Genomic DNA, 11,081 nt, shown 5'->3' with positions numbered 1-11,081 from the left:
CTGGCCGGCTCCAGGGTGTGGCCGGCATCGTTTGGAGCCGGCCAGCGGCCGGCACTACGGGTGTGGCCGACATCGTGGGGAGCCGGCCAGCGGCCGGCACTACCGGGATCTGTTACGGGAGCGGCGGCAGCAGGCCGGCGCCGAGGCGGTTCCAGGCGTTGATCACGGCGATGCCCATGCTCAGGTCGCTGATGCCTTTTTCGTCGAAGTGCGGCGCCAGGGCGTCGAAGGCCGCGTCGGAGGGGGCGCCGTCGGGCAGGCGGGTCAGCGCTTCGGCCCAGCCCAGTGCGGCGCGTTCGCGGGCATCGAAGAAGCGGCTTTCATGCCACGCCGGCAGCGTGTCCAGTTTGCGCGGCTCGATGCCACCCTTGCGCAGGGCGGTGCCGTGCATGTCCATGCAGTAGCCGCAGCCGTTGATCTGCGAGACGCGCAGGAAAACCAGTTCCATCAGGGTGGGGTCGACCGAACTGTCGTGCACGGCCTTGCTGGTGGCCAGCAGGCCCTTGAAGGCGTCGGCGGCCAGGCGGGTGTAGGGAACGCGGGGAGAAGCGGACATCGTGGACTCCGTGACGGCCCCGATGGCCGTCTTCATCAGGAGGACGCCGCACCGTCGCGCGCTGTGACAACGCCGCCGAGTTTGTCCGGATTCAATACGCTCAGCACCCGTACGATGCGGCCGTCGTCCACGGTGACGGTGGTGACCGAGTGCAGGTGTTCCCCGTCGAAACGCAGAATCGCCGGCTCGCCGTTGACGGAGCCGATGCGGCCGGGATGCGAGCCGTTGCGGCGGGCGATGGCCCAGAACAGCTGGGCGATGCGCTCGGCACCGAGCAGCGGGCGGATCGCGGCGGTGACCCGTCCGCCGCCGTCGGACACCATCTCCGCGTTGGCGTGCAGCAGCGACAGGATCGCCGCCTGGTCGCCCTGTTCGGTGGCCTGCATGAAGCGCTCCAGCAGCGTGCGGTGCTGCGCGGCGCTGACCGCGAAGCGCGGGCGGCCGGTCTGCAGGCGCTGGCGCGCGCGATGCACCAACTGGCGGCAGTTGGCCGGGGTGTGGTCGAGCAGCGGAGCGATCTCGGGGTAGTCGTAGTCGAACACGTCCTTGAGCAGGAAGGCGGCGCGCTCGTCCGGCTTGAGTTGCTCCAGCAGCGCCAGGAAGGCCACCGACACATCGTCGGCGCGGGCATGGTGCTGCGCCGGGTCGTGCATCGGATCCGGGTCCAGGGCGATCTCCAGCGGTTCGGGCAGCCAGGGGCCGACGTAGTCAATGCGCGCGTTGCGCGCGGCCCGCAGGCGGTCCAGCCCCAGCCGGGTGGTGGCGGTGACCAGCCAGCCTTCCGGGTCGCGGATGGCGGCGGTGTCGGCCCCCTGCCAGCGCAGCCAGGCGTCCTGGACCACGTCCTCGGCATCGCTGCGGCTGCCCAGCAGGCGGTAGGCGAGGGCGAACAGGCGCGGGCGATGGGTCTGGAAGGTATCGGTGCTGTGCATGCAGGGAGGACGCCGCAGCGGGCGCTGCCGTGACAGGAAGGTGGGGACGCCACTGTGCCTCAAAACGCAGCGTTGCGACTCATTCTCACCCCCGGCGCCGGCCGGCACGCAGGGGCAGCACCGGTGGGCCGCTGGGGGTAAAATGAGCGGCTAACCCCCGCCAGCCTCCAGCAAGCGAGCAAGTCGTGACATCGATCAAGCAGGAAGACCTCATCCAGTCCATCGCCGACGCGCTGCAGTACATCTCGTACTACCACCCGGTCGACTACATCAAGAGCCTCGCCGCCGCCTACGAGCGCGAGGAGTCGCCTGCCGCCAAGGAGGCAATGGCCCAGATCCTGATCAACTCGCGCATGTGCGCCGAAGGCCACCGGCCGATCTGCCAGGACACCGGCATCGTCACCGTGTTCCTGGAAATCGGCATGAACGTGCGCTGGGACGACGCCACGATGGGCGTGGAAGACATGGCCAACGAAGGCGTGCGCCGGGCCTACAACCATCCGGACAACAAGCTGCGCGCCTCGGTGCTGGCCGATCCGGCCGGCAAGCGCGTCAATACCAGGGACAACACGCCGGGCGTGGTCAACGTCAAGGTCGTGCCCGGTGACACCGTGGAGGTGATCGTCGCGGCCAAGGGCGGCGGTTCGGAAGCGAAGTCCAAGTTCGCCATGCTCAACCCGTCCGACTCGATCGTGGACTGGGTGCTCAAGACCGTGCCGACGATGGGCGCTGGCTGGTGCCCGCCGGGCATGCTCGGCATCGGCATCGGCGGCACCGCCGAGAAGGCGATGCTGCTGGCCAAGGAATCGCTGATGGAGCCGATCGACATCAACGAACTCAAGGCGCGCGGGGCCTCCAACCGGGCCGAAGAACTGCGCCTGGAACTGTTCGACAAGGTCAACGCGCTGGGCATCGGCGCGCAGGGCCTGGGTGGCCTGACCACGGTGCTGGACATCAAGGTCAAGGACTTCCCGACCCACGCCGCCAACCTGCCGGTGGCGATGATCCCGAACTGCGCGGCCACCCGCCACGCGCACTTCACCCTGGACGGCAGCGGCCCGGTGATGCTGGACCCGCCGTCGCTGGAAGACTGGCCGCAGATCACCTACGACGCCTCCAAGGGCACCCGTGTCGATCTGGACACGATCACCCCGGAAGACGTGGCCAGCTGGACCCCGGGCCAGACCCTGCTGCTCAACGGCAAGCTGCTCACCGGCCGCGATGCCGCGCACAAGCGCATGGTGGAAATGCTGGACAAGGGCGAGCCGCTGCCGGTCGACCTCAAGGGCCGCTTCATCTACTACGTGGGCCCGGTCGATCCGGTGCGCGACGAAGTGGTGGGTCCGGCCGGCCCGACCACCGCGACCCGCATGGACAAGTTCACCCGCCAGGTGCTGGAACAGACCGGCCTGCTGGGCATGGTCGGCAAGGCCGAACGCGGCCCGGCGGCCATCGAGGCGATCCGCGACAACAAGTCGGCCTACCTGATGGCGGTCGGCGGGTCGGCGTACCTGGTGTCCAAGGCGATCAAGGCGGCCAAGGTGGTCGGCTTCGCCGACCTGGGCATGGAGGCGATCTACGAGTTCACCGTGCAGGACATGCCGGTCACCGTGGCGGTCGATTCCACCGGCGAGTCGGTGCACATCACCGGCCCGCGCGAATGGCAGGCCCGCATCGGCCGGATTCCGGTGGTCGTGGCCTGATCCGGCGGGGTACCGGCCGCCGGCCGGTACCCTTACACCGCGCCGTCGTCCTTCATCGATGCTTCCAGGTCCAGCAGGGCCTGGGCGGGCTCGTTCAGGGGCGGTGAGACCGCATCGCGCACGCCGACTGCGCCCAGCAGGTCATCGGCGCTGACGAAACGACGTGCACGGCGATCGTAGAACCCGGCCAGCAGCAGGGCGCGGGTGGCGACCACCTCGTCGTTGCCGATCAGCACACGCTGCTGCATCACCATGCGCGCGTCCCGCCAGCCGAGCACGCGGGTTTCCAGGGTGAAGGACTGGAACAGCTTCAACTCCCGACGGAAGCGCACCGCGCCGGCACCGACGATCGGCGCCCACTTGTTGCGCAGGGCGGCCCGTCCAATGCCATTGCGCAGGATCAGGTCGATGCGGCCGAGATCGAACAGCGTCCAGTAGCGGCCGTTGTTCATGTGGCCGTTGACGTCCAGGTCATTGATCCACACCCGCGAGCGGATCCGCGAGACGCCGTCGGGGGCCGGCAGGCGCGGACGCCACGGCGAGCTCAGCAGCAGCCACAGCAGCCGGAACCAGAGGTTCATGCCGGAACGCCGGCGGGACGGGGCAGAACGGACGAAAAGCGCATGGCTGAAGCTCGACTATGACGAGTGTAATAGTCAGTTACGGTAGGCTATGACGACTGTCATGGCAAGGGTCGCCGCATGAGCAATCGACACACCAATCCGCGTGGGCGCGTGGTCGTGGCCGCCGTGGAGATGCTGGCCCGGCATGGCCTCAACGCCACCAGCATCCGTGAGATGACCAAGCGCGCCGAGGCGCCGCTGGGCTCCACCTACCATCACTTCCCGGGCGGCAAGCAGCAGGTGGTGGTGGAAGCGATCGAGCTGGCCGGCGCTTATGTCGGCGCCCGTCTGGAACGGCACCTGCAGGACGGGGCGCTTGCCGGGCTGCGTGCCTATCTGGCGGCGTGGCGGCAGAGCCTGATCGCCACCGAGTTCCGCCGTGGTTGCCCGGTGATGGGCGTGGCGGTCGAGGAGCCGATCGACGACATCGCCGTGGAGGCGCTGGATGCCGCCGCCGCCGCCTTCGGCGACTGGCAGCGCCGGCTGGCGGCCGCGCTGCAGGCGCAGGGCCACGCCCCCGACGCCGCGGCGCGGCTGGCTACCCTGATCATCGCCAGCGTTGAAGGGGTGATCGTGATGTGCCGGGCGCAGCGCAGTATTGAGCCGTTCGACCAGGTGGCCGCGCAGCTGGAGGCACTGGTCGCCACGCCCTGAGCGGTGCGGCGGACGCGGCGCTCAGCGCCGCGCGTCGAACAGCATGCGCAGGGCAAGGCCGCCCAGCACCGTGCCCATCACCGCGCGCTGCAGCGCCTGCCAGCGCGGCCGGTCGGCCAGAAAGGCGGCCAGGCCGCCGGCCACGCCCACGATCAGCGCGTTGACGCCCAGGCTGATGGCGATCTGCAGCGATCCCAGTGCCACCGATTGCAGTGCAACGCTGCCGTGCCCGCTGGGCTGGATGAACTGCGGCAGCAGCGACAGGTACATCACCGCGATCTTCGGGTTCAACAGGCTGGTCAGCAGCCCCATCGCGAACAGGCGCGGCGGGCGGTCCGGTGACAGCGTACGCACCTGGAACGGCGAACGGCCACCGGGGCGCAGTGCCTGCCAGGCCAGGTACAGCAGATACAGCGCGCCGGCAATGCGCAGCGCGTCGTAGGCAAACGGCACCGCCATCAACAGCGCGGTAAGGCCCAGCGTGGCGCAGGCCAGGTAGGTCATGAATCCCACCGCGATGCCACTCAGCGAGATCCAGCCCGCCACGCGCCCCTGGCTGACCGAGCGCGAGATCAGGTAGACCATGTTCGGGCCTGGTGTAAGCACCATCACCAGGGCGACCAGACCGAAGGCGAGCAGGGCGGAGGCGTCCGGCATGGTGCTGTACCGTGGAGACGAAAGGGCGAGGCGGCACATGCTAGGCCGCAGCAGCGGGCGCCGACAGCGACAGTCCCGTGCAATGTCGCGTGGCATCTGTACCCGGCCGGCGCGGCATCGCATCGGCACGCGCCGCAGCGCATACTCGGCGTTTTCCCGGCAGGCAGCGCCCATGCACATCACCCTCTACGGTTCGTCCAGCACAGCGTCGCTGGTGGTGCACTGGCTGCTGCTGGAACTGGGGCTGCCGCATGAGCTGGTGCTGCTGGATTTCGACGCGCGCGAACACAAGACCGCCGAGTATCTGGCGTTGAATCCGGCCGGTGTGGTGCCCACGCTGGTGCTGGATGGCCAGGTGCTGACCGAAGCGGCGGCGATCGCGCTGCACCTGGCCGATCTGCATCCGCAGGCGGGCCTGCTGCCGCCGGTGGGGAGTGCATCCCGTGCCGAGGCCTACCGCTGGATGTTCTGGTGCGCCAACACCGTGCAGCCGGCCTACCGTGCGTGGTTCTACGCGCATGAAATGGCCGGGCCGGAGGCGGCCGAAGCGACCCGGCGGCACGCGCGCGAACGCCTTGAAGCGGCGTGGCAGCGGCTGGCCGAACACGTGGACGCGGGCGGCCCCTACATGCTCGGCGAACAGGTGAGCGTGGTCGATTTCATGGTGGTGATGCTGCTGCGCTGGTCGCGCAACATGCCCACGCCAAGCGATACCTGGCCGGTGCTGAAGGCGTACGCCGATCGGCTCAAGGCACGGCCGGCCTTCATCGAGGTGTATCGTCGCGAAGGCATCACCGACTGGCGTTGAGCGTGGCAGCGGCGGCCGCATGATCGAGCGCTGACCCCAGCATCAACCGCATCAAGGAGTACGCCATGTCACGGAACGTCTGTCTGCTGGTGCTGTCCCTGCTGCTGGCCGGCTGTGCCAGCAGCGGCGACCAGGCTGCCGACACCGGGTTCACCGCCGGCGCGCAGTGCGCGATGCAATGCCAGGCCAGTTATCGCAGCTGCATGGCCACGCCGAAGGACAGCCACGACCGCAGCTGCGAGCAGCAGATGGCGCCGCAGCCGGACAAGCGCTGCAAGGACATCGAGCATCCCGAACTGCGCCGCGCCTGCGAGCTCAAGGCGCACGCGTGCCAGCAGAGCGGCGTGCAGATGGGCTGCGAGGAACGGCGTTCGGTGTGCATGGCCCGTTGCGGCTGACCCGGCAGGCCCGCCGCCGCTGCTGGGTGGTTACGCGAGCAGGTCCAGCACTGTTTCCGGCGGGCGGCACAGCCGCGTTCCGCGCGGGGTCTCGACGATGGGGCGGTTGATCAGTGCCGGATGGGCCGCCATCGCGTCGATCAGGGCCGCGTCATCCAGCGCCGGATCATCCAGCCCCAGTTCGGCGTATGCCGCTTCCTTGCTGCGCAGCAGCGCGCGCGGGGCGATGCCCATGCGCGCGATGACGGCGGCCAGCGTGGCCCGGTCGGGCGGGGTGGCGAGGTAATCCACCACCGTCGGTTCGATGCCGGCTTCGCGGATCAGCGCCAGGGCGCCGCGCGAGTTGCTGCAGCGCGCGTTGTGCCAGATCGTCACCGCCATCAGTACCACTCCAGCAGCGACACGCCCACGCCGACATAGGTGGCCTTGTGGTTGTAGTCGATCATGCTTTCGCCGTAACCGTCGAACACCTGCACGTGGCCGCGCAGCAGGTTGCTGATCGGGAACCCGTAATCGAGCTGCACCGCACCGTGCGAGCGATCGCCGCCGCGCAGCGAATGGCGCGCCATCAGCGACACTTCGTGGCCGTTGCGGTTCCAGGTCAGGGTGGCGTCGCCGCGGCCCATGTAATCCTCGATGTCCGGATTGTTGTCGTCCTTGCGGTCTTCCGGAATGCGGTACCACGGGCGCAGCACCAGAGCCCAGTTCTCGCGGTCCAGGCCGATGGTGGCGATCACCCGGTTCCAGCTGCGCGAGAGCGGGTCGGGGCGGCCGTTGGACATGTGGTTGAGGCTGATCCCGCTCATGCGCCCGCGCCAGCCACCGATCGAGTAGCCGTTGCGGAACATCATCATCACTTCCGGTTCGTAATTGGTTTCGCGGAAGGGACGCGAGTTCTCGGCGTTGTAGGCCTGCCAGCGCGAGCTCTGGGTGTAGCCGGCCCAGATGTCGCCATTGTCGCCGAACACGTTCTCCACGATCTTGGTCTTGAAGCTGAGCTGGAACTTCAGTTCGTTGCTGTCCAGCAGCTGCGGCGTGGTGACCGTGTTGGCCGGGTTGGGGGACTGCGGCGTCTGGTTCTTGTCGCTGGTCCAGAACGCCGGCAGCAGGTACACCGGCTTGTAGGCACGCAGCTGGAAGGCGCCCAGCTTGGAGTCCTGGGCCAGTTCCCAGCGGCTGTCCAGCAGCGAGCCCTTGCCGGCATTGGCCAGCGCGGAGTCGCGGCCGTCGTTCTGGAACAGCTCGCCGAAGCGCTGTTTGACCCGCTGCCCCGTCGGCACGTCGGCATCGGCGCTGCGGGCGGCCTGGCGCTCCTCGCGTCGGGCCTGCTGGGCTGCCGTGGCGGCCGCGTCGGCGGCCACGGTGACCCCGCGGGTATGCCCGAACAGCGTGTCATAGCAGGTCAGGCGCGCGGCATCGGTGTCCACCAGGGCGCACGCTTCCGGCGAGGCCGGCTTCGGTGCGGCCTCCTGCGCGGCCAGCGGCAGGCTGGTGGCGGTGGCGGTGGCGGCCAGGGCCAGGAACATCGCGGAGCGGGGAAGGGCAAGGGTCATGAACACGGGGCCAAGTGACAAAAATGAATGGGATTGCCGCCACAGTGTCGCCGCTGCCCTGTTTTCATGCCAGCGCGCGGCCATCACCTGCTGCTGCGACGTTATGCCCGGCGACGGTGTGGGGAGGGTGTGAAAGCGCCTTCAGAAAAACCACGCGAACGCGAACAGGCCGAGCATCGCGATGGCCAGCGCCAGCTTCAATGCCACGCCCAGCAGGATGCCCAGCCACGTGGCCAGGCCGACCTTGGTCGAGCGTCCCAGTTCGCGGCCGTGCCAGTACTCGCCCAGCAGGGCGCCGGCCAGCGGGCCCAGAAACAGCCCCAGCGGCATGAAGAACAGCCCCACGATGCTGCCGATGAAGGTGCCCCACAGCGCCTTGCGGCTGGCTCCCACCCGTTTGGCACCGACCACCGTGGCCAGGATGTCCACGGCGAAGGACAGGGCGGTGAGCAGCCCGAGCACCGTCAGGGGCAGCCAGCCCACGTGCGCGAACCCGTCCACCCAGGCGGCAAGCAGCAGGCCGGCGAACACCAGGGGGATGCCGGGGAGGGCCGGCAGGATGACCCCGGCGATGCCGGCAAGCACCAGCAGGATCGCTAGCAGATACAAGATGAATGAGAGGTCCATGCTGTCCAGTATGGTGTGGTAAATGGGGTTGACATCCGAAATGTTTGCCAGTTGCTTTTTCGTTTTGCCCGGGTTAAGTTGCAGTCGCTGAGCTTGGCAAGGTCACCGTGGATCGTGGCCTGATGATGGTAGATCTTCCGGATCCGCTGCATCGTTGCACCTCGCTTCCCCCTTGCTGTCAGCCGCCCAATCAGGCGTATCCAACAACAAGAGCAGAGTCACCAGGGAGTGAGTGAGATGGCTGATCGTGAGACCGGTACTGTCAAGTGGTTCAATGATGCCAAGGGCTTCGGCTTCATCAGCCGTGAGAACGGCGAAGACGTGTTCGTGCATTTCCGCGCGATCCAGACCCAGGGCTTCAAGAGCCTGAAGGAAGGCCAGAAGGTCACCTTCACGGTTGTGCAGGGCCAGAAGGGCCTGCAGGCCGACGCCGTGGAACCGACCTGAGGTCGGCCACGCACTGGCACGAAAAAGGCCCGCGCAAGCGGGCCTTTTTCATGGTGCGGGCGGGCGGTGCGGATCAGCGCAGGATCACCTTGCCGTTGACCACGCGGACATAGGTGTTCTCGCGGATGCCACCCAGATCGCGCTGGTTGACGACGACCGTGCGACCGTCATCCATGCGCACGGTGATGTCGAAGGTATCGCTGGTGACGTTCTTCTGGATCTGGTTGCCGGCGAGCGCGCCACCGACCGCGCCTGCGGCGGCGGCGATGTTCTTGTTGCCGCGGCTGCCGCCGGTGTGGTCGGAGATCTCATGGCCGGCAACCGCGCCGACGATGCCACCCAGCACCGCGCCGGTCGCGCTCGGTGCGCTGCGGCCCGAAGCGACCTGGTTGATGCGGGTCACGATGCCGCAGTCGGCACAGCGGTTGGTGTTGTAGTTGCCGCCGGAGTTGCCGTAACCGTTGTTGTACCCACCGCCGCCGTAGCCCGGCGAGGTGGTGGCACAGCCAGCCAGGGCGACGGTGGCAACGGCAGCGGCGGCAATCAGTTGAATCTTCATGGTGTATCTCCTGGCCAGAGGGGTGGTCGAATGCGTCTGGTGCGCATGGAACAGATCGTGTCCTGTGCTGCGTGAACAGCGTGCCAATCCCGGGCCGCCAGCGTGGCTGGAAGATGAATCAGCGGAAATCCTGGTGGCAGGCCTTGCAGTCGGTCTGGATCTTCTCCACCAGCGTGGCCATGCCCGGACAGTCGGTCGGCGGTGCCGCCAGCGCCTCGTTGAGCGTGGCGCGCAGGGCGCTGGCGTGCTGCTGGAAGCCCTGGCTGTCCTTCAGGCCGGGAAAGGCCAGGTCCAGATCGTTGGACAGCGAACGCAGCGTCTGCAACCGCGGCACGGTGTCGGCCAGGCTGCAGCGGTTCTGCGCCTGCGCGGCCTGCAGCAGCTCGACCTGGCGGTTCATCACGTGCATCAGCGAATCCGGGAAGGGGTCCTGGCGGGCCTGGATCGCACGCGACGCCATCACCGTGGCAATCAGGCCGACCACCAGCCCAAGCAGGCCCACGAACAGATAGCGGTAGGCGGCCGAGGGGCGGCGGGGCGGGGACACGGGGTCGTTCATGGTGAGGGCTTCCTTGAGGGTGGCTGCGGCGATGGTACGACGCGTCCTGTCCACGGCGCGTACCGGTGCGGGCCGCAGGGCATTAAAATGCGCCGATGAATGACGTACTGCGCGAACGATTTGCCGGCATCGACCGGTTGTATGGGGTGGGCACCGTGGACCTGCTGTCGAGCCGCCGGGTGGCGGTGGTCGGCATGGGCGGCGTGGGCTCCTGGGTGGTCGAGGCACTGGCCCGCACGGCGGTGGGTCACCTGACCCTGATCGATGCCGACGACATCTGCGTGTCCAATACCAACCGCCAGCTGCCGGCGCTGGCCGGCCAGTACGGTCGCAACAAGGCCGAGGCGATGGCCGAGCGCTGCCGTGCGATCAATCCGGACATCAGCGTCGATGCGGTCGCCTCGTTCCTGACCGTGTCCAACATGGTGGAGCTGCTGGACCGTGATTTCGATCTGGTGATCGACGCCTGCGACAGTTTCCGTGTGAAGGTCGAAACCATCGCGTGGTGCCGCCGCCGCAAGCTGCCGATTCTGACCGTGGGCGCCGCCGGTGGCCGCACCGATCCCACCCTGGTGCGCATCCGTGACGTGTCGCGTACCGAGCACGACGCGATGATGGCGCTGATCCGCAAGAAGCTGCGCAGCGATTTCAACTTCCCGAAGAACGCATCGCGCTATTTCGGCGTGCCGGCGGTGTACTCGCTGGAGAACGTGAAGTACCCGCAGGCCGATGGCAGCGTGTGCGGCATCCGCCCGAACCTCGGCGCCGATGCGGCGCTGAAGCTGGACTGCGGCGCCGGGCTGGGCGCGGCCACGCACATCACCGGCGCGTTCGCGTTTGCGGCGGTCGGCAAGGCGCTGGAGATGCTGCTGAAGAAGCCCGCAACCGCGTCGTAGAGCCGGGCTCTGCCCGGCTGAAGTAGCGCCGGGCTCTGCCCGGCTGGACGCGCGCGCGGTGCGCGGGTGTGCGGGGTATTTCGGGTTCGCGCCAAAGGCAGCCGGGCAG

The 11,081-nt window shown here is 68.1% G+C and carries 15 protein-coding genes; 6 read left to right on the top strand and 9 right to left on the bottom strand.

Annotated features, from left to right (window positions below):
• Positions 1-112: 112 nt before the first annotated feature.
• Both ACO6VK_RS20265 and ACO6VK_RS20260 read right to left on the bottom strand, forming a co-directional pair.
• Positions 113-556: a carboxymuconolactone decarboxylase family protein gene (locus ACO6VK_RS20265; protein WP_422510284.1), complete on the bottom strand. Its 444-nt coding sequence runs from the start codon at positions 554-556 to the stop codon at positions 113-115.
• Positions 557-591: 35 nt separating this feature from the next.
• Positions 592-1,488 (bottom strand): RNA polymerase sigma-70 factor, encoded by an 897-nt coding sequence (locus tag ACO6VK_RS20260; RefSeq protein WP_422510282.1) that lies wholly within the window; start codon positions 1,486-1,488, stop codon positions 592-594.
• A 185-nt stretch (positions 1,489-1,673) separates the two neighbouring features.
• Here ACO6VK_RS20260 and ACO6VK_RS20255 point away from each other — a divergent pair, with 185 nt between their 5' ends.
• Entirely contained in the window at positions 1,674-3,191 is a 1,518-nt protein-coding gene (locus ACO6VK_RS20255; protein ID WP_422510280.1) for a fumarate hydratase, read from the top strand.
• Positions 3,192-3,223: 32 nt separating this feature from the next.
• Here ACO6VK_RS20255 and ACO6VK_RS20250 read toward each other — a convergent pair whose 3' ends face one another.
• On the bottom strand, positions 3,224-3,772 hold the full coding sequence (locus ACO6VK_RS20250) for an acyl-CoA thioesterase (protein ID WP_422510278.1): 549 nt from the start codon (positions 3,770-3,772) through the stop codon (positions 3,224-3,226).
• Positions 3,773-3,892: 120 nt separating this feature from the next.
• Between ACO6VK_RS20250 and ACO6VK_RS20245 the strand changes: the two genes are divergently transcribed.
• Entirely contained in the window at positions 3,893-4,468 is a 576-nt protein-coding gene (locus tag ACO6VK_RS20245; protein ID WP_422510276.1) for a TetR/AcrR family transcriptional regulator, read from the top strand.
• Positions 4,469-4,489: 21 nt separating this feature from the next.
• Here the strand turns inward: ACO6VK_RS20245 and ACO6VK_RS20240 are convergent, their stop codons facing one another.
• Complete coding sequence (locus ACO6VK_RS20240; RefSeq protein WP_422510274.1) at positions 4,490-5,125, bottom strand: LysE family translocator; 636 nt, start codon at positions 5,123-5,125, stop codon at positions 4,490-4,492.
• A 172-nt stretch (positions 5,126-5,297) separates the two neighbouring features.
• On the opposite strand from ACO6VK_RS20240, the gene ACO6VK_RS20235 reads away from it, so the two are divergent.
• Together ACO6VK_RS20235 and ACO6VK_RS20230 are read left to right on the top strand one after the other, a co-directional pair.
• Entirely contained in the window at positions 5,298-5,933 is a 636-nt protein-coding gene (locus ACO6VK_RS20235) for a glutathione S-transferase family protein (RefSeq protein ID WP_422510272.1), read from the top strand.
• Between the two features lie 65 nt (positions 5,934-5,998).
• On the top strand, positions 5,999-6,331 hold the full coding sequence (locus ACO6VK_RS20230; protein ID WP_422510270.1) for a hypothetical protein: 333 nt from the start codon (positions 5,999-6,001) through the stop codon (positions 6,329-6,331).
• Between the two features lie 30 nt (positions 6,332-6,361).
• Here ACO6VK_RS20230 and arsC read toward each other — a convergent pair whose 3' ends face one another.
• From arsC to ACO6VK_RS20215, 3 genes are all read right to left on the bottom strand, one after another.
• Complete coding sequence (gene arsC, locus ACO6VK_RS20225; protein WP_422510268.1) at positions 6,362-6,712, bottom strand: arsenate reductase (glutaredoxin); 351 nt, start codon at positions 6,710-6,712, stop codon at positions 6,362-6,364.
• A complete protein-coding gene (locus tag ACO6VK_RS20220) occupies positions 6,712-7,884 on the bottom strand; it encodes a phospholipase A (RefSeq protein WP_422510266.1) in 1,173 nt (390 codons plus the stop codon). Before ACO6VK_RS20220 ends, arsC begins: the two co-directional genes overlap by 1 nt.
• A 141-nt stretch (positions 7,885-8,025) precedes the next feature.
• Positions 8,026-8,511, bottom strand: a complete 486-nt coding sequence (locus ACO6VK_RS20215) for a DUF456 domain-containing protein (protein WP_422510264.1) — start codon at positions 8,509-8,511, stop codon at positions 8,026-8,028.
• Positions 8,512-8,748: 237 nt separating this feature from the next.
• Between ACO6VK_RS20215 and ACO6VK_RS20210 the strand changes: the two genes are divergently transcribed.
• A complete protein-coding gene (locus ACO6VK_RS20210) occupies positions 8,749-8,958 on the top strand; it encodes a cold-shock protein (RefSeq protein WP_136003348.1) in 210 nt (69 codons plus the stop codon).
• A 73-nt stretch (positions 8,959-9,031) separates the two neighbouring features.
• Here ACO6VK_RS20210 and ACO6VK_RS20205 read toward each other — a convergent pair whose 3' ends face one another.
• Positions 9,032-9,517: a glycine zipper 2TM domain-containing protein gene (locus ACO6VK_RS20205; RefSeq protein WP_422510262.1), complete on the bottom strand. Its 486-nt coding sequence runs from the start codon at positions 9,515-9,517 to the stop codon at positions 9,032-9,034.
• A gap of 118 nt (positions 9,518-9,635) precedes the next feature.
• Entirely contained in the window at positions 9,636-10,076 is a 441-nt protein-coding gene (locus ACO6VK_RS20200) for a hypothetical protein (RefSeq protein WP_422510260.1), read from the bottom strand.
• Between the two features lie 95 nt (positions 10,077-10,171).
• Between ACO6VK_RS20200 and ACO6VK_RS20195 the strand changes: the two genes are divergently transcribed.
• Positions 10,172-10,972, top strand: coding sequence for a tRNA threonylcarbamoyladenosine dehydratase (locus ACO6VK_RS20195; RefSeq protein WP_422510258.1), 801 nt, complete (start codon positions 10,172-10,174; stop codon positions 10,970-10,972).
• The last annotated feature ends 109 nt before the right edge of the window (positions 10,973-11,081 follow it).

The organism is Stenotrophomonas sp. GZD-301, assembly GCF_049310345.1.
Taxonomy (GTDB): Bacteria; Pseudomonadota; Gammaproteobacteria; order Xanthomonadales; family Xanthomonadaceae; genus Stenotrophomonas.
The sequence above is the reverse complement of the archived record's forward strand: the minus strand, read 5'-3'. Positions and strand labels throughout refer to the sequence as shown.

What these genes read in the sequence shown, in the direction of transcription:
- ACO6VK_RS20250 (WP_422510278.1), bottom strand. Translation starts at nt 3,772, where the DNA reads ATGAACCTCTGGTTCCGGCTGCTGTGGCTGCTGCTGAGCTCGCCGTGG.
- ACO6VK_RS20210 (WP_136003348.1), top strand. Translation starts at nt 8,749, where the DNA reads ATGGCTGATCGTGAGACCGGTACTGTCAAGTGGTTCAATGATGCCAAG.
- arsC (WP_422510268.1), bottom strand. Translation starts at nt 6,712, where the DNA reads ATGGCGGTGACGATCTGGCACAACGCGCGCTGCAGCAACTCGCGCGGC.
- ACO6VK_RS20220 (WP_422510266.1), bottom strand. Translation starts at nt 7,884, where the DNA reads ATGACCCTTGCCCTTCCCCGCTCCGCGATGTTCCTGGCCCTGGCCGCC.
- ACO6VK_RS20205 (WP_422510262.1), bottom strand. Translation starts at nt 9,517, where the DNA reads ATGAAGATTCAACTGATTGCCGCCGCTGCCGTTGCCACCGTCGCCCTG.
- ACO6VK_RS20195 (WP_422510258.1), top strand. Translation starts at nt 10,172, where the DNA reads ATGAATGACGTACTGCGCGAACGATTTGCCGGCATCGACCGGTTGTAT.
- ACO6VK_RS20265 (WP_422510284.1), bottom strand. Translation starts at nt 556, where the DNA reads ATGTCCGCTTCTCCCCGCGTTCCCTACACCCGCCTGGCCGCCGACGCC.
- ACO6VK_RS20200 (WP_422510260.1), bottom strand. Translation starts at nt 10,076, where the DNA reads ATGAACGACCCCGTGTCCCCGCCCCGCCGCCCCTCGGCCGCCTACCGC.
- ACO6VK_RS20260 (WP_422510282.1), bottom strand. Translation starts at nt 1,488, where the DNA reads ATGCACAGCACCGATACCTTCCAGACCCATCGCCCGCGCCTGTTCGCC.
- ACO6VK_RS20235 (WP_422510272.1), top strand. Translation starts at nt 5,298, where the DNA reads ATGCACATCACCCTCTACGGTTCGTCCAGCACAGCGTCGCTGGTGGTG.
- ACO6VK_RS20230 (WP_422510270.1), top strand. Translation starts at nt 5,999, where the DNA reads ATGTCACGGAACGTCTGTCTGCTGGTGCTGTCCCTGCTGCTGGCCGGC.
- ACO6VK_RS20215 (WP_422510264.1), bottom strand. Translation starts at nt 8,511, where the DNA reads ATGGACCTCTCATTCATCTTGTATCTGCTAGCGATCCTGCTGGTGCTT.
- ACO6VK_RS20245 (WP_422510276.1), top strand. Translation starts at nt 3,893, where the DNA reads ATGAGCAATCGACACACCAATCCGCGTGGGCGCGTGGTCGTGGCCGCC.
- ACO6VK_RS20240 (WP_422510274.1), bottom strand. Translation starts at nt 5,125, where the DNA reads ATGCCGGACGCCTCCGCCCTGCTCGCCTTCGGTCTGGTCGCCCTGGTG.